This is a genomic window from Bradyrhizobium sp. SZCCT0231 (genome assembly GCF_018130245.1).
Lineage (GTDB): Bacteria > Pseudomonadota > Alphaproteobacteria > Rhizobiales > Xanthobacteraceae > Bradyrhizobium > Bradyrhizobium japonicum_F.
Window position 1 is genome coordinate 1,148,083 of record NZ_JAFCKP010000001.1, and the last position, 19,575, is coordinate 1,167,657.

General features: G+C 65.0%; 20 protein-coding genes. 10 read left to right on the plus strand and 10 right to left on the minus strand.

Going from position 1 to position 19,575, the window contains the following annotated elements; genetic code table 11:
• Positions 1-139 precede the first annotated feature (139 nt).
• The 5 genes from JQ566_RS05175 to JQ566_RS05195 all read left to right on the plus strand — a co-directional run bounded on the left by JQ566_RS05175 (position 140) and on the right by JQ566_RS05195 (position 5,331).
• Positions 140-2,074 carry a potassium transporter Kup gene (locus JQ566_RS05175; protein WP_212370706.1) on the plus strand — a complete coding sequence of 645 codons (1,935 nt, stop codon included), beginning with the start codon at positions 140-142 and terminating at the stop codon, positions 2,072-2,074.
• Between the two features lie 315 nt (positions 2,075-2,389).
• Positions 2,390-2,716 (plus strand): rhodanese-like domain-containing protein, encoded by a 327-nt coding sequence (locus tag JQ566_RS05180; RefSeq protein ID WP_212370708.1) that lies wholly within the window; start codon positions 2,390-2,392, stop codon positions 2,714-2,716.
• A gap of 8 nt (positions 2,717-2,724) precedes the next feature.
• Positions 2,725-3,903, plus strand: coding sequence for an aminotransferase (locus JQ566_RS05185; RefSeq protein WP_212370710.1), 1,179 nt, complete (start codon positions 2,725-2,727; stop codon positions 3,901-3,903).
• A gap of 6 nt (positions 3,904-3,909) precedes the next feature.
• A complete protein-coding gene (locus tag JQ566_RS05190; protein WP_212370712.1) occupies positions 3,910-5,034 on the plus strand; it encodes a polyamine ABC transporter substrate-binding protein in 1,125 nt (374 codons plus the stop codon).
• A 75-nt stretch (positions 5,035-5,109) separates the two neighbouring features.
• The gene (locus JQ566_RS05195) at positions 5,110-5,331 is read left to right on the plus strand and encodes a DUF433 domain-containing protein (RefSeq protein WP_212370714.1); all 222 of its coding nucleotides are present in this window, start codon (positions 5,110-5,112) and stop codon (positions 5,329-5,331) included.
• Positions 5,332-5,514: 183 nt separating this feature from the next.
• Here the strand turns inward: JQ566_RS05195 and JQ566_RS05200 are convergent, their stop codons facing one another.
• The 6 genes from JQ566_RS05200 to JQ566_RS05225 form a co-directional block, all read right to left on the minus strand.
• The gene (locus JQ566_RS05200; RefSeq protein ID WP_212370716.1) at positions 5,515-6,447 is read right to left on the minus strand and encodes a lipid A biosynthesis lauroyl acyltransferase; all 933 of its coding nucleotides are present in this window, start codon (positions 6,445-6,447) and stop codon (positions 5,515-5,517) included.
• Between the two features lie 8 nt (positions 6,448-6,455).
• Complete coding sequence (locus JQ566_RS05205) at positions 6,456-7,733, minus strand: beta-ketoacyl-ACP synthase (protein WP_212370718.1); 1,278 nt, start codon at positions 7,731-7,733, stop codon at positions 6,456-6,458.
• Between the two features lie 21 nt (positions 7,734-7,754).
• The gene (locus JQ566_RS05210; RefSeq protein ID WP_212370720.1) at positions 7,755-8,960 is read right to left on the minus strand and encodes a beta-ketoacyl-ACP synthase; all 1,206 of its coding nucleotides are present in this window, start codon (positions 8,958-8,960) and stop codon (positions 7,755-7,757) included.
• Complete coding sequence (locus JQ566_RS05215; RefSeq protein WP_212370722.1) at positions 8,957-9,427, minus strand: 3-hydroxyacyl-ACP dehydratase FabZ family protein; 471 nt, start codon at positions 9,425-9,427, stop codon at positions 8,957-8,959. The genes JQ566_RS05210 and JQ566_RS05215 overlap by 4 nt, the downstream gene beginning before the upstream one ends.
• Before the next feature lie 10 nt (positions 9,428-9,437).
• A complete protein-coding gene (locus tag JQ566_RS05220) occupies positions 9,438-9,725 on the minus strand; it encodes an acyl carrier protein (RefSeq protein WP_007592476.1) in 288 nt (95 codons plus the stop codon).
• Positions 9,726-9,956: 231 nt separating this feature from the next.
• Positions 9,957-10,298, minus strand: a complete 342-nt coding sequence (locus tag JQ566_RS05225; RefSeq protein ID WP_212370723.1) for a hypothetical protein — start codon at positions 10,296-10,298, stop codon at positions 9,957-9,959.
• 325 nt (positions 10,299-10,623) lie between these two features.
• Here JQ566_RS05225 and JQ566_RS05230 point away from each other — a divergent pair, with 325 nt between their 5' ends.
• Positions 10,624-11,247, plus strand: a complete 624-nt coding sequence (locus tag JQ566_RS05230) for a ParB-like protein (protein ID WP_212370724.1) — start codon at positions 10,624-10,626, stop codon at positions 11,245-11,247.
• 220 nt (positions 11,248-11,467) lie between these two features.
• Here JQ566_RS05230 and JQ566_RS05235 read toward each other — a convergent pair whose 3' ends face one another.
• Positions 11,468-11,623, minus strand: a complete 156-nt coding sequence (locus JQ566_RS05235) for a hypothetical protein (protein ID WP_164937665.1) — start codon at positions 11,621-11,623, stop codon at positions 11,468-11,470.
• 269 nt (positions 11,624-11,892) lie between these two features.
• Here JQ566_RS05235 and JQ566_RS05240 point away from each other — a divergent pair, with 269 nt between their 5' ends.
• From JQ566_RS05240 to JQ566_RS05250, 3 genes are all read left to right on the plus strand, one after another.
• Entirely contained in the window at positions 11,893-12,036 is a 144-nt protein-coding gene (locus JQ566_RS05240) for a hypothetical protein (protein WP_212370725.1), read from the plus strand.
• 219 nt (positions 12,037-12,255) lie between these two features.
• Complete coding sequence (locus JQ566_RS05245) at positions 12,256-12,423, plus strand: hypothetical protein (RefSeq protein ID WP_167406745.1); 168 nt, start codon at positions 12,256-12,258, stop codon at positions 12,421-12,423.
• Positions 12,420-14,972, plus strand: a complete 2,553-nt coding sequence (locus JQ566_RS05250) for an HAD-IC family P-type ATPase (protein WP_212370726.1) — start codon at positions 12,420-12,422, stop codon at positions 14,970-14,972. The genes JQ566_RS05245 and JQ566_RS05250 overlap by 4 nt, the downstream gene beginning before the upstream one ends.
• On the opposite strand, the gene JQ566_RS05255 is transcribed toward JQ566_RS05250, so the two are convergent.
• The 3 genes from JQ566_RS05255 to JQ566_RS05265 all read right to left on the minus strand — a co-directional run bounded on the left by JQ566_RS05255 (position 14,969) and on the right by JQ566_RS05265 (position 18,041).
• Entirely contained in the window at positions 14,969-15,472 is a 504-nt protein-coding gene (locus JQ566_RS05255) for an MgtC/SapB family protein (RefSeq protein ID WP_212370727.1), read from the minus strand. The two genes, JQ566_RS05250 and JQ566_RS05255, sit on opposite strands and share 4 nt — an antisense overlap.
• A gap of 10 nt (positions 15,473-15,482) precedes the next feature.
• A complete protein-coding gene (locus JQ566_RS05260; protein ID WP_212370728.1) occupies positions 15,483-16,058 on the minus strand; it encodes a peroxidase-related enzyme in 576 nt (191 codons plus the stop codon).
• 243 nt (positions 16,059-16,301) lie between these two features.
• Positions 16,302-18,041 carry an ATP-binding protein gene (locus tag JQ566_RS05265; protein ID WP_197433643.1) on the minus strand — a complete coding sequence of 580 codons (1,740 nt, stop codon included), beginning with the start codon at positions 18,039-18,041 and terminating at the stop codon, positions 16,302-16,304.
• Positions 18,042-18,480: 439 nt separating this feature from the next.
• Here JQ566_RS05265 and JQ566_RS05270 point away from each other — a divergent pair, with 439 nt between their 5' ends.
• Positions 18,481-19,449 carry a catechol 2,3-dioxygenase gene (locus JQ566_RS05270; protein ID WP_212370730.1) on the plus strand — a complete coding sequence of 323 codons (969 nt, stop codon included), beginning with the start codon at positions 18,481-18,483 and terminating at the stop codon, positions 19,447-19,449.
• The last annotated feature ends 126 nt before the right edge of the window (positions 19,450-19,575 follow it).

Consider the following 19,575-nt stretch of genomic DNA (forward strand, 5'->3'; position numbering starts at 1 on the left):
CGGATTGACCTACCTATGCGAATTCTGCATGGTGAGGGCCCAAAATCGGGCTAGGCTATGCCGACAGCGCAAGACTATAAGCCGCGCGCTCTTCCGCCATAGTGCAGTGAAGCATTCTTAGAGGCCATCGGGCTCTCCCATGACCAGTGACGTGACAGTTCCCGCCCCGGAGACGGTGGCGGCCAACGGGCATGGTGACGCCCACACCACGGCCGGTTTCGGCGCGCTGACGCTCGGCAGCATCGGCGTCGTCTATGGCGATATCGGCACCAGCCCGCTCTACGCGTTCCGCGAGGCGGTGATGGCGGCTTCGGGCGCGGAGGGGGTGCCGACGCCGGCTGCCGTCCTCGGCGTGATCTCCCTGATCCTGTGGGCGCTCATCGTGGTGGTGACGCTCAAATATGTCGTGATCCTGCTCCGCGCCGACAACAACGGCGAGGGCGGCACGCTGGCGCTGATGGCTCTGGCGCAGCGGGCGGTTGGCACCGGCGCCGGCGGGGCGGCCATCGTCCTGCTCGGTATCATTTCCGGCGCGCTGTTCTACGGCGATGCCGTGATCACGCCGGCGCTCTCGGTGCTGTCGGCGATCGAAGGCATGAAGGACGTCACCCTGACGTTCGAGCCTTACATCGTTCCGCTGACGGTCGTGATCCTGGTCTGCCTGTTCGCCGTGCAATCGCGCGGCACAGCGCGCGTTGCCGCCTTCTTCGGCCCGATCATGTGTCTCTGGTTCGCGGTCCTCGCGGCGGCGGCCATCCATCCGATCATCCAGCAGCCGCAGGTGCTGCTCGCGCTGAACCCGCTCTACGCCGTGAACTTCATGCTCCATCATGGCATCATCGGGTTCGTCACGCTGGGCGCGGTGTTCCTGGCCGTGACCGGCGCCGAGGCGCTCTATGCCGACCTCGGCCATTTCGGCAAGCGGCCGATCCAGACCGCCTGGCTGTTCATCGTGCTGCCCTCGCTGGCCCTGAATTATCTGGGGCAGGGCGCTCTTGTGCTCGGTGACCCCGGCGCGATCGTTAGCCCGTTCTTCCAGCTCTTTCCGCAAGGCTTCTTCCGAGGCTGCATGGTCGTGCTGGCGACCATGGCGACCGTGATCGCGAGCCAGGCCGTCATCACCGGCGCCTATTCGCTGACGCGCCAGGCGATCCAGCTCGGGCTGCTGCCGCGCTTTGAAATTCGCCATACGTCGGAAGCCCATTCCGGGCAGATCTTCATTCCGCGCATCAACCAGCTGCTGCTGGTCGCGGTGGTGCTGCTGGTGCTGATGTTCCGCTCCTCCAGTGCGCTCGCTTCCGCCTACGGCATCTCCGTCACCGGCACCATGGTGGTCACGGCGATGATGGGCTTCGTCGTGGTCTGGAAGGGATGGCGGTGGTCAGCGCTCGCCGCCGGCGCGCTGATTGCGCCGTTCCTGTTCCTTGATCTGACCTTCCTGACCGCGAACCTCTTGAAGGTGTTCGAGGGCGGCTGGGTGCCGCTGGCGCTCGGCGCGCTCATGATCATCCTGATGTACACGTGGCGGCGCGGCAGCCGCCTCTTGTTCGAGAAGTCGCGCAAGCTCGAATTCCCGCTCGCCGACCTCGTGGCGATGCTGGAGAAGCGGCCGCCGCAGCGGGTGCCGGGCACCGCCGTGTTCCTGACCTCGGATCCCGTCAGCGCGCCGACGGCGCTGATGCATAGTCTGAAACACTACAAGGTGCTGCACGAGAAGAACGTCATTCTCACCATCGAGACCGCGCAGACACCGCGGATCGATCCGGCCGAGCGCGTCAGGCTGGAGCAGATCTCGCCGACCTTCTCCAAGGTGACGCTGAAGTTCGGCTTCATGGAATCGCCCAACGTGCCGAAGGCCCTGGCGATCGCCCGCAAGCTCGGCTGGCAGTTCGACATCATGTCGACCTCGTTCTTCCTGTCGCGAAGGGCGCTAAAGCCTGCCGCCCATTCCGGCATGCCGCGCTGGCAGGACCGGCTGTTCATCTCGCTGAGCCGCTCGGCCAACGATGCCACCGACTATTTCCAGATCCCGAGCGGCCGTGTCGTCGAGGTCGGCACGCAGGTGACGATCTAGCTAGCTCCACCGCTGTCATCGCCCGGCTTGACCGGGCGAATCCGCCCAGTACTCCAGAGACGGCGCGGCTGGAAGCGAGGAGCTGCGGCGCACTGGATTCCCCGCTTTCGCGGGGAATGACACCGAATGCGTGGTGAGGGTTGAAGCAGGAGCTTCAGGCATTTCTGAACGCCGGACTTCAAGCCGCTGCGATTTAGCTTTAACTTGCGCCGCGCGGCTCAAGCCATTGTAGCGCTTGATTTTCGTTTCCCGAGGGGCGAGGTTGCCGCCGGCCGGGATCGCCCCGGCATGCGCCTTGCGACGTTGGAGGATGAAGTGGCAAACCAGGTACAGGATCTGACCCCGGACGAGGTCTCCAAGGGTGTCACGGAAGGGCGCTATCTGCTCGTCGACGTCCGCGAGCCGAACGAGGTCGAGGCCGAGGCTTACCCTTACGGCGTCGTGGTTCCGCTCTCGACCTTCGATCCCAAGGCGATCCCCGATCCCGCCGGCAAAGAGGTCGTGTTCGCCTGCCGCTCAGGCAAGCGCTCGGTGACGGCCTCGCTGGCGGCGCAGGCGGCGGGCCTGCCTTACGACAAGCATCTGGCCGGCGGCATGCTGGGCTGGAAGGCGGCCGGGCTCCCCAGCAAGGTCGGTGGCTGATCGGCCCGATGTCCAAAAGCTCGTCTCTGAACAAGGTCTTCGCCGACCTTCCCGTCACCATCTTCGAGGCGATGTCGCAAGCCGCGCGCGACAACAATGCCATCAATCTCGGCCAGGGGTTCCCCGACGATCCCGGCCCTGAGGACATCCGCCGCGCCGCGGCCGAGGCCTCGCTGAACGGCTACAACCAGTACCCCTCGATGATGGGCCTGCCGGAGCTGCGCCAGGCGATCGCGACCCATTACGGCCATTGGCACGGCCTCAAGCTCGATCCGATGAGCGAGGTGATGGTCACCTCCGGCGGTACCGAGGCGCTGACCTCGGCCATTCTCGCGGTGGTCCAGCCCGGCGACGAGGTGGTCTGCTTCCAGCCGGTCTATGATTCCTATCTGCCGATCATCCGCCAGGCCGGCGGCATTCCGCGCCTCGTCCGGCTCGAGCCCCCGCACTGGCGGCTGAATGAGGACATGCTGAAAAGCGTCTTCAATTCAAAGACCAAGGCGGTGCTCTTCAACAATCCTCTGAATCCTAGCGCGGTGGTCTATCCGCGCGAGGACCTCGAGCTGCTGGCGCGCTATTGCCAGGAGTTCGACGTCATCGCGATCTGCGACGAGGTCTGGGAGCACGTCACCTTCGACGACCACAAGCACATCCCGCTCATCACCATCCCCGGCATGCGCGAGCGCACCATCAAGGTCGGCTCGGCCGGCAAGATCTTCTCGCTGACGGGCTGGAAGATCGGCTTCGTCTGCGCGGCGCCACAGCTCCTGCGCGTTGCCGCCAAGGTGCACCAGTTCCTGACCTTCACCACCGCGCCGAACCTGCAGGCCGCCGTCGCCTACGGCCTCGGCAAGTCCGACGACTATTTCCTGTCGATGCGCAAGGATCTGACGCGGAGCAGGGACCGCCTGACCAAGGGCCTCGAAAGCCTCGGCTTCCCCGTGCTGAAGTCGCAAGGCACCTACTTCCTCACCGTCGACCTGTCGCCGCTCGGGCTCAACGAGAACGACACCGAGTTCTGCTGGCGCATCGTGAAGGACTACAAGGTGGCCGCGATTCCGGTGTCGGCGTTCTACGAGCAGGACCCTGTGACTTCGGTGGTGCGCTTCTGCTTTGCCAAGAAGGACGAGACGCTCGACACCGCGCTGGAGCGGCTGTCGGACGCCGTGCGTGGACGCAAGAGGTAGACAGAGATGACGAACGTCGGCCGCTCGGGGTTTGGCTTTGGTCTCGCAATCGCCGCCGCGCTGACGTTGCTCTCCCAGGGAGCGGGCGCCGAGGAGCGCGTCGTCAACTTCTACAACTGGTCCAACTACATGGCGCCTGATGTCCTCGAGGCCTTCACCAAGGAGACCGGCATCAAGGTGGTCTACGACACCTTCGACGCCAACGAGACGCTGGAGACGCGCCTGATGGCCGGCAAGTCCGGCTACGACGTCGTGGTGCCCACGGCCTATTTCCTGCAGCGCCAGATCAAGGCCAACGTCTTCCAGAAGCTCGACAAGTCGAAGCTGCCGAACCTTGCCAACGCCTGGCCCGTGGTGACGCAGCGGCTCGGCATCTACGACCCCGGCAACGTCTACGCCGCCAACTACATGTGGGGCACCACGGGCATCGGCTACAACGTCGCCAAGGTGAAGCAGATCCTCGGAGCCGACGCGAAGATCGACAGCTGGGACGTCGTGTTCAAGCCGGAGAACCTCGCCAAATTCAAAGACTGCGGCGTGCACATGCTCGACTCCGCCGACGACATCTTCCCGGCGGCGCTGAACTACCTCGGGCTCGATCCGAACTCGACCAGGCAGGCGGACCTCGAGAAGGCCGCCGATGCCGTGGCAAAAGTCCGCCCCTCCGTGCGCAAGTTTCACTCGTCCGAATATCTCAGCGCGCTCGCCACCGGCGAGATCTGCTTCGTGGTCGGCTGGTCCGGCGACATCATGCAAGCCCGCGCCCGCGCGGCCGAGGCCAAGAAAGACAATAGCAGCGGCATCGAGATCGGCTACACCATCCCGAAGGAGGGCGCACAGATGTTCTTCGACAATCTCGCGATCCCCGCGGATGCCAAGAACGTCAAGGAAGCCTACGAGCTGATCAACTATCTCTATCGCCCGGACGTCGCCGCCAAGAACTCGGACTTCCTGTCCTACGCCAACGGCAACCTCGCCAGCCAGAAGCTGGTCGATCCGAAGGTCCTAGGCGACAAGAACATCTATCCGGACGAGGCGACACTCGCAAAGCTGTTCGTGATCACGGCCCGCGAGCCGGCGACGCAGCGGATCATCAACCGGCTCTGGACCAAGGTGAAGACGGGACGGTAGAGGAGCCAAACCGTATCGCGCTTCAGGCTGAATTGAGATATCATCTGCCCCGAACAGTCGGTTAGGTATCGCGCCATGACTGGACATCCAAGCATTTCGCTTGCGCCTGACATGCTCGCCGGAAAGCCCGTCATTAGTGGAACCCGACTTTCGGTCGAATTCATCATAGGGCTTATGGCGGACGGCTGGAACGAGGCCGATATCCTCGCAAACTATCCCGGCCTATCACATGAAGACGTGCGTGCTTGCTTGAGCTACGCACGGGAGGCAGTCCAGAAGGCCAGACCGTCACCCTGAGGTGCGCGCTCTGTGGCGCATTGCGCCGCAGAGCAAGCCTCGAAGGGCGACGGCCCGGCTGCATCTGGCCGCTCATCCTTCGAGGCTCGCCGTGCAGTGCAAATGCACTGCGCAGCTCGCACCTCAGGATGACGGGACTAATAGCGTGGTCACTGCTTCGCAGCGCTCGCAATGACGGCGCAACTACCGCCACCTACGATGCAGCCACAGCCACTGCTCGGGATGCTCCCGCACCCAGCTCTCCACGACGCTCGTGATCGCCTGGGTCGTGCCCTGGATGTCGATCTTGCCGTCGGCATCGCGCACCGGCTTGATCTCTTCGGTCAGCTCGCCGCGAAAGCGGCCGCCGGGCAGGCGGATGATGCGGACGCCGTGGATCGGGCATTCGACCTGGCGCAAGAGGCGCGCCAGCATCGGGTTGGCGCGGGTCTTGCGGCCGAAGAAGGTGACCTCGACGCCGGCGGTGAGATACTGGTCGATCAGCATGGCGACGTGCTTGCCGTCCTTGAGCGCCTGCGCGAGCCGCAGCGGCGCGTCACGGCCCGCCGGGATCAGCGTGCCCATTTTGACCTGGCGCATTTCCTGGATGATGCGGTCGGCTGAGGCGATGTTCGGGCGGCGATAGAGAATCGCCGTTTCCAGTCCATGCGCGACGGCGGCGAGCGCCGGCAATTCCCAATTGGCCAGATGCGCGGCGAAGATCAGCGCCGGCTTGCCGTCGTCGCGGATCTGGTCGAACAGCTCGATGCTGCGTGGGGGAATCTCGATCCGGCTCTGCTCCGGATGGTCGCGATCGTAGTCCCAGACGTGGTCGATATGGGCGAACTCGGCGCCGACGCGGCCGAGATTGTCCCAGACGCCCATCAGGATCTGTTCGATCTCCTCCGGCGATTTCTCCGGAAAGGCGGCGGTGAGGTTGGCGCGGCCGATGCGGTGCTCGCGCAGGCGCGGGCCGATCAGCTTGACGGCGCGCGCGAAGAAGTCCGAGGTCTTGACCGGATCGAAATAGCGCGTGGTGCGCAGCATCGCGACGGTCGCGGCGCCGATCAGGCTTCCGCCGAGCGATTTGGCAGCCTCCCGCGCGCGGGCCTTCGTGCTCGCAGTCAGCAGCGCCATGCGTCCGGTCAGGCCGGTTCGCGGGTCAGGATCAGGGAGGCGTTCTGGCCGCCGAAGCCGAACGAGTTCGACATCACCGCGGTGACGCGGGCATCGCGCGCCTTGTTGCCGACGACGTTGAACAGGATCGTGGGATCCGGGGTCTCGTAGTTGATCGTCGGCGGAATGCGCTGATGCTCGAGCGTGAGCAGCGAGAAGATCGCCTCCACCGCGCCGGCGGCCGAGATGGTGTGGCCGACCATCGACTTGTTGGAGGTGACCGGAATCTTCTGCGCGAGCTCGCCGAACACGGCCGATGTCGTGTTGAACTCCATCTTGTCGTTTTCGGGCGTCGAGGTGCCGTGCGCGTTGATGTGGTCGATCTGGTCCGGCGTCATGCCGGCGTCGGCCAGCGTCTTGTTCATGCAGCCGATGATCGGCTTGCCGTCGGGCGAGGAGCGGGTGCGATGGAAGGAATCGGTGAGCTCGCCGCAGCCGGCGATCACGCCGAGGATCTTTGCGCCGCGCGCAGTCGCCGCCTCGTAGCTTTCGAGCACCAGGGCGCCGGCGCCTTCGGCCATCACAAAACCATCGCGGTTCTTGGAGAAGGGGCGGGAGGCCGCCTGCGGCGGATCGTTCTGGGTCGACAGCGCCGAAAGCAGCGAGAAGCGCACCAGCGCTTCCGGATTCACCGTGCCGTCGGTCGCGACGCACAGCGCAGCATCCGTCTCGCCGCGGCGGATCGCCTCGACGCCGAGCTGGATCGAGGTCGCGCCCGAGGCGCAGGCCGTCGACAGCGAGATCGGCGAGCCCTTGGTGCCGAACGTCTCGGCGAGATAGGCGGCGACCGAGCCGAACATGAAGCGATGATGATAGGCGCTGTACCTGCCGCCGCCGGAAATGCGCAGCAAATCGTCATAGGTGATGTCTTGCTGGCCGACGGCGCGACCGAGTTCGCGACGCTGCGGCCATTCGACCTCGACCGGCGCAACCGCAAGGAAAAGGGGACCCGGGAAGTCGGCCTTGGCGCCGATGCCGGCCTGCGCCAGCGCTTCCTGCGTCACCAGCTCGGCCATCCGTTCGGACAGGGCGGTGGAGGAGAACGGATCGACGCTGACGAAATCGACCGTGCCGGCCATCGTGGTCTTGAGGCCGTCGATCGGAAACCGCGTGATGGTGCGGATGCCGGATTCGCCGGCGACGAGCTTCGCCCAATTGTCGGCCTTGCCGGCACCGAGCGAGGTCATGATGCCCATGCCGGTGACGACGACGACGGGACGCCCGAGTTTGTCGCGTGGTGCAGTCATGTCGATCCCCGCTTGAGCTAACTAAACCGCCTCGACCAGCGCCATGCCTTCGCCGCGCCAGTGTCCGGCCCCCACCACCACGATCTGGGTAGGCGCACCCTGCATTTCAATCTCGGTCCCGGTCGAATCGTTCGGCGGGAACAGCGCACCGCGCGAGATCGACAGCGCGGCGAGCGCAATTCCGAGCGGGAATTGCGTCTCCATGGCGTGGCCGAACACCGTGCCGGTCGAGCGCACCGGAAAGTCGGCATGGCTCTTCAGGAAGCCGCGCTCTTCCGAGGTCGCGGGCTCTGCACCGGTCGCTCCGGTGATGATGGCGCCCTTGCCGTCGCGCTTCGGCAGCTTGGCCCACAGCTTCTCCAGCGTCGCGGCCATGTCGCCGGGCCGCTTGCGTTTGGCGAGGTCCGCGACGACGCTGGACAATTTTGCGAACGGCTTTGCGCCGCGTGCTTCCGCATGCGCCTTCGATTCCAGCACCAGGAAGGCGCCGGCCGAGCCGAGCGCGAAGCCGGCGTGGTCCTTGCGGGCCCACACGGGAGCGAACTTGTCCTTGAGGTTGAAGTCGCCGAATTCATAGAGGACGAGCAAGTCCTTGCGCTCGCCATTGTGCGAGCCGCCGACCAGCGCGATATCGCTCTCGCCCGAGGCGATGCGCGCAAGCGCGATGCGGGCGGCATCGACGCCGGCGACCTCTTCGCCCATGAAGGTGCGCGAGGTGCCCCCCAAACCGTGCACGATGGCGATGTTGCCGGCGAGCAGGTTGGAGAGCTGGGCCAGGAACAACGTCGGCCTGAGATCGCTCATCAGCCGCTCGTTGAGGAAGCCGGGCGCGTTGGCGCCCTTGGCCTCGGCCGTCAGCACGCCGCTGTCGACGTTGAGATCGCGCTCTCCGCCGCCGGCGGCGACCACCATGTCGATCTTCGACAGGATGTCCTTGTTGCCCTTGATGCCGGCGGAATCGAGCGCAAGACCGGCGGCATAGGTGCCGATGCGCTGCCAGGCTTCCATCTGGCGCTGGTCGCCCTTCTTAGGGATCTGGCTGTCCAAGGCAACAGGCATCAGCGGATGCACGATGTGGGGTGCAAAGCCCTTCTCGTCGACATTGATGCGCTTTTCCTGAAGCGCGGCCCAGTTGGCGTCGAGGCCCTCGCCGAGCGAGGTGGCTAACCCAATGCCGGTAATCCAGACTTCGGTCTGGCCCGGCTTCGAAGCGGGAGTGTCAGTCATGGTGATACGGCCTGTTGCGGAAATCCGACGCGCTTGGCGATCGCGTCCATGTGAGAGCGCATATCCGCATTGGGGAAGGGGATGAGCGTGAATGTGAGCGCCGAATTCGCGCGCAGCTTGCCGCCGACCCTGATCTTGGCCTCGGTCATGGCGTAGCCGGAGCCTTCATGGGTGAGGCTCGCCTCAATGCTCATGAGATCACCGGGAAAGACCGAGCCGCGGACCTTGGCTTCCTTCACGGCGGCGAGGATCGGCATGCGTTCGAACTTGAACACGCCGAGCTGAAGCCAGCCCGAGGCCTGCGCCATCGATTCGATCAGGAGCACGCCGGGCATCAAAGGATAGCCCGGGAAGTGCCCCTCGAAGATGGTGCTCTCCATCGGGACCTGGGCTTCGACGACGATCGTCTTCTCGTCGACCTTGAGGTCGACGATGCGATCGATCATGTGGAAGTATTCGAGTTGCATGACTGCGCCCTTAGGCGCTCGCGCCCTTGGCCGCAACCAGTTCGTCAATACGGGCGCACAGGTTCTTCAGCACGAAATACTGCTCGGTGGTCGCTTTGCCGTCGTTGACCTCTTGAGTCCACTTTTCCAGCGGCAGCTTGATGCCGAACTGCTTGTCGATCGCGAACGCGATATCAAGGAAATCGAGGCTGTCGATGCCGAGGTCATCGATGGCATGGCTATCCGGCGTGATCGTGTCGCGCGGGATGTCGCAGGTTTCAGCGATGATCGTGGCGACCTGATCGAATGTGGAAGACATCACTAAGCCTTTGATATATTGCGGATATTTGTCAGATTGTCCAGAGTGGCACGGTGGGTGGGCATCGCGCCCCTGATGACGCCCTCAAACCCCCCTCTGGCCGGGTCGAAAGCCCGTATATCGGAGCGCCGCCCTGAGTTCAATGGAGCCGGGCAGGCCCAGGGGACAGCGAGGGACAGGGTTGGGGATGCCCGTTGGGACCTCCGCCGAGGAGCCTGCGCCGGGGCGGTCCTAAATATGCGGCGTCGTGATCTTGACGCAGTCGCGGCGGCCCATCAGCACGCAATCCTGGGTCCGGCGCAGGTCGGCGATGCTGACCGCGAGCCAGATCCCGATTGCGGTCAGCGCGATGGTGAAGGCCAGCGCCGCGATGTTGGCAAGCATGCGCTGGCGGAAATTGTCGGGTTCGGCGCGCGGCTGCTCGTAGCGCGACAGGTCCAGCCGTTCGGGTGCGACGCGCAGCGGTTGCACGGTGCCGCTGCCGCGCTGGACCGCCGGGGAAGGCGGGGTGCGCGGCCTGAACTGGAGCACCCGGTGCTCGTCATCAGAGCTTATGGGCCGCTGGTTGTTCATGGGGCGGGGATCACTCCGAAGCGGCGATTTAGATAGCATAGGTGAGGAGCGCGTTGCAGAAAATCTTCTCAATGCCCGCGTGCATTTGTGAAATCTCGCTATTTGTGCGCGGGCTGGCGTGGAGCGATCGGGGAACCGGCGGTCGAGCCCGGGGGCGCGCGGGTTGCGCTGCGACGGCAGGCACGACGACAGCCACGGAGTTCGTCCCGTCGCTATCGACTTGTGATCTCCGCGTCCTTTCCCAACGGATTTTGTCCCCGCAGGGCCCATGGCATAGTCGCGAGAACCCGGACCATCAGCGGCAACATGTGAGGACCTGTCGATCATGACCAATACGCGCGAGCCGCGAGTGCATCCTGTCCCGATCCTGTCGCTCCGGCCGACGCAGATGACGGTGGGCATGCGCGAGGTCAAGGAGAAGCGCAGGCGCTGGCGCGAGCACGACAAGAGGAAGCAGGCCGATCTGCTCGGCAAGCACATGATCCCCGTCGTCTACGGCCCCGACTTGCGCTACTACGTGATCGACCATCATCATCTCGGCCGCGCGCTGCACGATGAAGGCGTCAAGGAGGTGCTGGTGACCATCATCGGCGACCTCAGGATGGTCGAGCGCGAGGCGTTCTGGGGCGTCATGGACAACAAGCGCTGGGTCTATCCCTACGACGCCAAGGGCGAGCGGCGGTCGTTCCGCGACCTGCCGAAATCGGTCGCCGACCTCAAGGATGATCCGTTCCGCAGCCTTGCCGGCGAGTTGCGCCGCCTGGGCGGCTTCGCCAAGGACACCACGCCGTTCTCCGAATTCCTGTGGGCCGACTTCCTGCGTCGACAGGTGTCGCGCAAGGCGGTGGAAGCCGATTTCGACAAGGCGCTCGAGAAGGCGATGGCTGCGGCCAGAAGCAGGAATGCGATCTATCTGCCCGGCTGGTGCGGTCCGGCGGACGATGACTAGGGGTATCGAAAATCGCGTGCCGGGATCGATGCGCCACTACGGGCCATGCCCTGCTGGCTCACGGGAGATGACTTGCGAGTACCATGGGCCGGTCAATTTCGTCTGCGGGTCCACACACATCTCGGTGAAATGGTCGGTCAACCCAGATGGCAAGATCGTGGGGCTTCAGGCGAGCGGATATACCCCGTGCCTCTGAACGGATTAGGCGCCAGCGCTCACATCAGTCGCGCTGGAAGATCCTGGCGCCGGGATAGGCGCGGCGGGCGTAAGTGACCACCAGCGCGCGGTCCTGGGTGTCCAGGAAGGGCGTTCGGATCTGGCACGATCCGACGATGAGGTGCCACAGGCCATTGAGTTTCTGAATCACGATCTCCATTTGAGTAGTCCTCGATGACTCCCATTCCAGCGAATGCCGCTTGTCGCCGCAGTGATTGCGATCGCGGCCGCGGGTGTGGAATTTCCCAACACGGCCGGCGCTCCGCTGCAGAACACGTCGACCATTGTTAGGTGGTTACGGAATGCGCCCAGATAAGCCGGATCTCATCACAGCCGCTTGAGCGAAATCAATTTCCGCGCCCATGAAACCGTCCTGAAACAGAGCCGTCCCATCTCTATGGGGTAGTCGAGCTCACACAGGAGGCGAACATGCGCCGTCTGGTTTTCGTAATTGCCTTGCTCGCGGTCGCTTCGGCGGGAATCTCGGCATCGTTTGCCGCAGTCCACCGCGCCAAGACGTTGACGTTCGCGGAGCGCTTTGCTCCGGCGCTCGAGTTGATGGCAAAACGCTAGCGGCATCGCGCCTCGCAGCCGTGAGCGATGCAGCGGCTGCCCTCCGAGGCAGACATCACGTCGCACCTGTCGACCAGCAATGGCGGGGGCAGGCTTGACTTGTCGCAAATCTGCGTCGTCGCGACCGGCTAAGGTCTGCCTGCATGGTTGCAGAGACAGCGTTGTGCCCCGATGCCGAGGGCCCGGGCTCCAAGTCATGCAGATTTTGGAGGCACGGCCATGAGCGTCATCTTTCGCATCCTCTTTGTCCTCGCCGGCGCGATCACGGCGCTGTTCGTCGCGCGTGACGCGCTGAATTTTACCATCATCCAGACCTTCGTCGCCGTCCTGCTCGTCACCGCCGTCGTCGGTGTCGGCAGCCTCTGGAGCCTGCGGCGGAAACCGTGAGCGAGGTGCAACGCGAAAGCGCGGCCGGCCTGAGCGAGACCGAGGCCCGGGCGAGGCTCGCGGCAGAGGGCCCCAACGAATTGCCTCGGCCGGAACGACGCAGTCCCCTGCGCATCGTGGTGGAAGTGCTGCGCGAGCCGATGCTCCTGCTGCTGCTTTGCGGCGGGGCGATTTACCTCGTGCTCGGCGATCTCAGGGAGGCGCTGATCCTCCTGGCGTTCGGGGCGTTGTCCATCGTGATCACGGTGGTGCAGGAGACCCGGACCGAGCGCGTGCTGGAAGCCTTGCGTGACCTGACCAGCCCGCGTGCGCTGGTGGTGCGGGACGGTGAGCGCCGGCGAATTGCCGGCCGCGAGGTCGTGCAGGGCGACTTTCTCGTCCTTGGCGAAGGCGATCGCGTCCCAGCCGACGCCGCGCTCGTCGAGGCGCGGGATTTGCAGATCGACGAGTCCCTGCTGACCGGCGAGTCGATGCCCGTCCGCAAGAAGACCGCCGACAAGGTCACCGCGGCCGATCACCGGCCCGGCGGCGAGGATCAGCCATTCGTGTATTCCGGTTCGCTCGTCGTGCGCGGTGAGGGGCTGGCGCTGGTCGAGGCCACCGGGCCGCGCAGCGAGATCGGGAAGATCGGGGTCTCGCTGCGCGGCCTGCAGGCCGAGCCGCCGCGGCTTCAGCAACAGACCGCAAGGCTGGTGTGGCTCTGCTTTCTCGGCGGCGCCGTGATCAGCCTGGCCGCCGTTGCGCTCTACGGCGTCTTGCGCGGCGACTGGCTGCAAGCGCTGCTGGCAGGCGTCGCCATCGGCATGTCGATGCTTCCGGAAGAATTTGGCGTCGTGCTCACGGTGTTCATGGCGATGGGCGCGTGGCGGATTTCGCAAGCCCGCGTCCTGACGCGGCGAGCAGCCGCCATCGAGGTCCTCGGCTCAGCGACAGTCCTGTGCACCGACAAGACCGGAACGCTGACGCAGAACCAGATGTCGGTCGCCGAGCTGCGGCTGCTCGATGGCGCGCGCCTGCGTGCGGAGGCGTCCGGACGGGAATATGTCGAGCCCGAATTCGCCGAGCTGGCGCGCTGCGGCGCCCTGGCATGCTCTCCGGAGCCGTTCGATCCGATGGAGAAGGCGCTGCACTCGTTCGCGCGTGATGTCCTGCGGGACGCAGACCCGATGGATGGCGGGCGGACGCTGGTGCGCACCTACGGTCTGCGCCCCGAGCTGCTCGCCATGACCCAGGTTTGGCGGACATCCGCAGCGGCGGACCTCATCGCATGCGCCAAGGGCGCGCCGGAAGCGATTGCGCGCCTGTGCAGACTGAACGACGCCGATCGGGAGGCCGTGCAAGCTGCCGTCGGCGCGATGGCGAAGGACGGGCTTCGCGTGCTCGGGATGGCGGTTGCCGCGTGCGATGAGGCTTCACTGCCGGCGTCCCAGGAGGCTTTCGTATTTCGCTTTGTCGGCCTGGTCGGGCTTGCCGATCCGTTGCGGCCTCATGTTCCGGAGGCGGTTCGCGAATGCCGCGCGGCCGGGATCCGCGTCGTCATGATCACGGGGGATTATCCGGCAACGGCCGTTGCCATTGCGAGCCAGGCCGGGCTCGACGTCAGCGACGTCATGACCGGCGACCAGGTCAAGCAGGCGGACGATGCGGCGCTCGCGGAACGCGCCCGGCATGTGAGCGTCTTCGCGCGGGTTCTGCCGGAGCAGAAGCTGCGGATCGTTCAAGCGATGAAGCGCAGCGGCGAGATCGTCGCGATGACGGGCGACGGCGTCAACGACGCGCCGTCGCTGAAGGCCGCCCATATCGGGATCGCGATGGGAGGCCGGGGCACCGACGTCGCTCGCGAGGCATCCTCGATCGTCCTGCTCGACGACGATTTCAGCTCCATCGTCGCATCCATCCGCCTGGGACGCCGGATCTACGACAATCTGCGCAAGGCGATGGCCTTCATTTTCGCCGTCCACGTTCCGATCGCCGGGCTTGCCCTGCTTCCCCTGGTTTTCGGCCTGCCGCTGGTGCTCGGCCCGGTTCACATTGCGTTTCTGGAGCTGATCATCGACCCCGTCTGCTCGCTGGTGTTCGAAGCCGAGCGGGAGGAGCGCGACGTCATGAAGCGTCCGCCGCGGCGTGCCGACGCGGAGCTGTTCTCGTGGGCCTTGATCGGGTGGAGCGTCCTGCAAGGCGTCATGGCCTTCGCCTTGATTGCTCTGATCTTCGTCTTGGCGCTTCGTTCCGGCATTCCGCCCGATGAGGCGCGCACGCTCGCATTCATTGCGCTCGTCGTCTGCATCGTGGCGCTGGTGCTGGTCAATCGATCCTTCAGCGCATCCTTCCTGTCTGCCTTCTTTCGTCCGAACCCGGCATTGTTCTGGATATTCCTCTCGATTGCGCTCGTTCTCGCGACGGCCCTGTTTTGGCCGCCGGTGTCCGGACTCTTTCGTTTCGGTCCCCTGCACCTCGACGATTTGATGATCACGCTCGGCGCGGGATTGCTGGTGCTCACGGCGCTCGAGCTGCTGAAGCCGCTTTGGGGCCGGCGGCTGCGATTCTAATCGCTCTCCCGCTGACCCGAGCTCGGCGAGGTCTCCGTCCGCTGCGGATCTTCTTTGCCCCCAAGGGCGCGGTGCAGCCAGCGCTCGATGCGGCGGCCGACTGTGAGCAGCACGAAGGCCAGCGCCAGAGCGACGGCGACGATCCCCCATTGACCGGTGCCGCAGACGATGCCGAGGCATGCGGCAAGGAAGGTGCAGGCGGCACTGGTCAGACCGCGCACGCGAAAATGCTCGCTCTCGTGGACGATGACGCCGGCCCCGAGGAAGCCGATGCCGGTGAGGATGCCCTGGATCACGCGGCTCGCCGCGTCGGTGATCTTGCCGGGCTCGGCGAACTGGACTGCGAGCAGCACGACGGTCGCAGTGGAGAGTCCGACGATGCCGAGCGTCTTCAGCCCGATCGGCTTGCCGTGCAGATCGCGGTTGAGGCCGATCGCGCTGCCGGCGAGCGTCGCTGTGCCGAGGCGCAGCAGGATTTCGGGCCAGTCGAGCTCGGTCATGTCTTTCCCGTCACGTCTTCGGCAGTCGTCCCATCAGGTAGAACTCCTCGTTCGGCCGCATGCCGGTGAAATTCGCCAACCGGTTCGACAGCGCGAAGAAGGCGGCGATCGCGGCGATGTCCCAGATGTCGTCGTCGCTGAAGCCGTGCGGCGCAAGCGCGGCGAAATCGTCCTCGGAAATCCGCTGCGCGTCAGCCGAGACCTTCATCGCGAAGTCGAGCATCGCCTTCTGCCGCGGCGTGATGTCGGCCTTGCGGTAGTTCACCGCGACCTGGTCGGCGATGAGCGGGTTCTTGGCGCGGATGCGCAGGATCGCGCCATGCGCGATCACGCAATACTGGCACTGGTTCGCCGCCGAAGTCGCCACCACGATCATCTCGCGCTCGGCCTTGGTCAGGCCGCCGTCCTTCTCCATCAGCGCGTCGTGATAGGCGAAGAAGGCGCGGAACTCGTCGGGGCGGTAGGCCAGCGTCAAAAACACGTTCGGCACGAAGCCGCTCTTCTCCTGGACTGCGAGGAGGCGCGTGCGGATGTCATCGGGCAGCGTGTCGAGGGCGGGGAAGCGTTGCGCGGCGGTTGTTGTCATGGGCGTGGATTCCGGCTTGGACCGGCAACCATAGTCGATGCGGGTGAGACGCTCCAGAGGCGTCGCAAGGTCTCGTGCCCCGGACGCGGCGCAGCGCCTCCCTGGCGATGCGAAGCATCGTCCAACGAGCGGTGCGCTGCCGAGCCGGGGCCCAGGTTCGCTTGAGGCGGTGATCGCGGCGTGGGTCCCGGCTCTGCGCAGCAGCGTTGCACGCTGCGGCGCGTCCGGGACACGAGAGATGCGCTACCGCAGCGGCTTCTTCAACAGCGAGAAGCGGTCCGGATCGAGTCCCATCGATGGTTGCAGCATCGGGGCTTCGACGCTGGACATCATCTTCGCCGGCGGGGCCGAGAATACGGGATCGTTCGGCACGTCGCGCTGCGATGTGGCGCCGCGCCAGCGTTCCAGCACGGCACTGACGAAATGCATGTCGTGGCCGGAGGTGACCGACGGCACGCTCGAGATGGTGGCCTCGCCGCGCGGCAATTGGTGCGGCGGCACCTCCTTGAAGCGCAGGCGCGTCGGCAGTGCCACGCCTTCGCCGAAGGCCAGCACCTCGCGGGTGCCGAGCGAGGGCACGAAGGAGAGCAGGTTCGCGGCGGCGTCCGACACCGCGGCGCGCAGCAGCGCCTGGTCGCGGTCGTTGGCAAGGCGCATCGTGAACAGCGTGTTGCACTGGGAGATGATGGTGGCGTCGAGCTCGGCGGGGCGCTGGGTGATGAGGCCGAGATAGACGCCGTATTTGCGCCCTTCCTTGGCGATGCGCGACACCGCCTTGCGGGTCGGGCCGAAGCCGATGTTGCGGTCGGCGGAGGCATAGCGATGCGCTTCCTCGCAGACGAACAGCAGCGGCGAGACGCCGTCGCTCCACAGGCCGAAATCGAAGGCCATGCGGCACAGCACCGAGACGACGGAATCGATCACCTCGGCCGGGAAACCGGCGAGCTGCATCACCGTCATCGGCTTGCCGTTGGCGGGCAGGCGGAACAGATGGCTGATCACCTCGGCCATGGTGTCACCGCCGACATTGGCGTTGTCGAACATGAAGGCGTAGCGCGGGTCGTTGCGCACGGCCTCGATGCGCGAGATCAGCTTGTGATAGATGATGCGCGAGGAACGGTTCTCGAGCTTGCCCATGCGCTCGTCGATCAGCGACAGCAGGTCGACCAGGCGATAGGGCACCGGCGTGTCGACCGTGTAGCCGATCTGCTTGGGATCGATGCGCTTGAGGCCGATGCGGTCGGCGTTCTGGTACTGGGTGTAGACGCCCTTGGCGAGCGGAATCACCTCGGCGAGGATGTCGAGCTCCTCGGGCACGCCGGCGCGGCCGCCGAACAGCACGTCGACGATTTCCTCGAAGTTGAACAGCCAGAACGGCAGCTTCAGGTTCCGCGGGTTGAGCACCAGCGCGCGATCGCCGAAGCAGCGGCCATATTCGTTGTGCACGTCGAGCAGGAAGATGCGCAGGTTCGGCCGCGCCTTCAGGATCTCGTTGAGCAGGAGCGAGACGCCGGTCGATTTACCGACGCCGGTCGACCCCAGCACCGCAAAATGCTTGGACAGCATTTCCTCGACGTCGACATAGGCGACGACGGAGCGGTCCTGCTGGAGGAAGCCGACATTGATCTGGTCCGACCCGGTCGGCGCATAGATCGTGCGCAGCTCCTGGCTGGTGATCAGGTCGACGGCATCGCCGATGGTCGGATAATTGGTGACGCCGCGCTGGAATTTGGCCTTGTCCGCGGCATTGAGGATCTCGCCGAGCAGGTCGACCGAGGCGATGGCGATGTAGTTGTCGGAGCTCGACAGATTCTCGCAGGAGACCTCGGTGATCATCGCAACGATGACCGAGCTGGCGCAGCGAATGCTGACGAAACGGCCGACGGTTGCCCGCACCTCCGAGATCGGCATTTGGCTTGCCGCCAGAAGTCCGACCCGGGCGAGCGATCCGCGAACCGAAATCACGCGTCCAAAGGATGTCACGATTGATGAACCTGGCAAGAGCAAGGGATTTGCCCAGACTATGCGCGGCCGTCGCTGCACAAACGGTTAAACGCCGGGCGCGCCGGCTCCGTTAAATCCGCGGCAATTCGGCCAATAGGTTTGTTCCTGATGCATACTTGTGGGGTGAAATCGACGGAAAGCGCTGCTTTTCCAGGCCAATGGATTCGGGGGGCGGCCTTAAAGGAAGATTTTACCATTCGGGCAGGCTCCCGTTCGTTCGGTGCACCCGCCGGTCCGGCCGGGCCGCCATTTGCGGCGGGCGTAGCGGTTGATTTGTTGACTGGACCTAATCATTTGTACATTAGTACAAATGGAGCCATTGCCACCGGCGCCGTGTTGTTGGGTCGCCGCGTCGTCACCCTGCGTCCAATCGCGCCGTCCGGTACGGCGGATCGCGCCACGTCCATGGAGGAAAATCATGCAGCCCGAACCGATCCTCGATCTGGCTCATCTCGGCCACATGGAGCTGCTGACGCCGAAGCCCGACGAGAGCCTGAAATTCTTCGTCGACGTGATGGGCATGACCGTCAGCGGACAGAAGGGCGACTCGGTCTATTTGCGCGGCTGGGACGATTACGAGCGCTATTCGCTCAAGCTCACCGCGTCGAAGACATCGGGCATGGGCCACATGGCGCTGCGCGCGCGCAGCCAGCAGGCGCTGGAGCGTCGGGTCGCCGCGCTGAAGGGCTCCGGTTTCGAGATCGGCTGGATCGACGGTGACATGGGGCAGGGGCCGACGTTCCGCTGCCGCGACCCCGATGGCCACATCGTCGAGCTCTATTACGAGACCGAATGGTATCAGGCGCCGCCGGAGCTGAGGCCAGCGCTGAAGAACCAGGCGCAGCGCTTTCCCGCACGCGGCGTCAATGTCCGCCGGCTCGACCATCTCAACTGCCTTGCCGTCGACATCAAGGCCAACCGCGAGTTCTTCGAGAGCTATCTCGGCTGCCGGCTCACCGAGCAGATCGTGCTCAATGATGGCCGCGAGGCCGCGATGTGGCTCACGATGTCGAACAAGAGCTACGACTTCGCCTATTCGCTCGACCATTCGGGCGTGCCGGGCCGCTTCCACCACGTCACCTACGCGCTCGACAGCCGGGAGGAGATTCTGCGCGCCGCCGACATCTTCCTGGAGAACGGCGTTCATATCGAGACCGGCCCGCACAAGCACGCGATCCAGCAGACTTTCTTCCTCTATGTCTACGAGCCCGGCGGCAACCGCGTCGAAGTCGCCAATGCCGGCGCACGCCTCATTCTCGCGCCCGATTGGAAGCCGATCGTGTGGACCGAGGAGGAGCGCAAGAAGGGCCAGGCGTGGGGGCTGAAGACGATCGAGTCCTTCCACACCCACGGCACGCCGCCGGTGGAAGTGAAGAAGCACGGTTAGAGTCACACTTCTGACGTTCCACTCAAGCGGTGTCATTCCGGGGCGACGCGAAGCGGCGAGCCCGGAATCCATAACCCCGTTTCGTGACTATGGATTCCGGGCTCCCTCGCTATGCTCGGCCCCGGA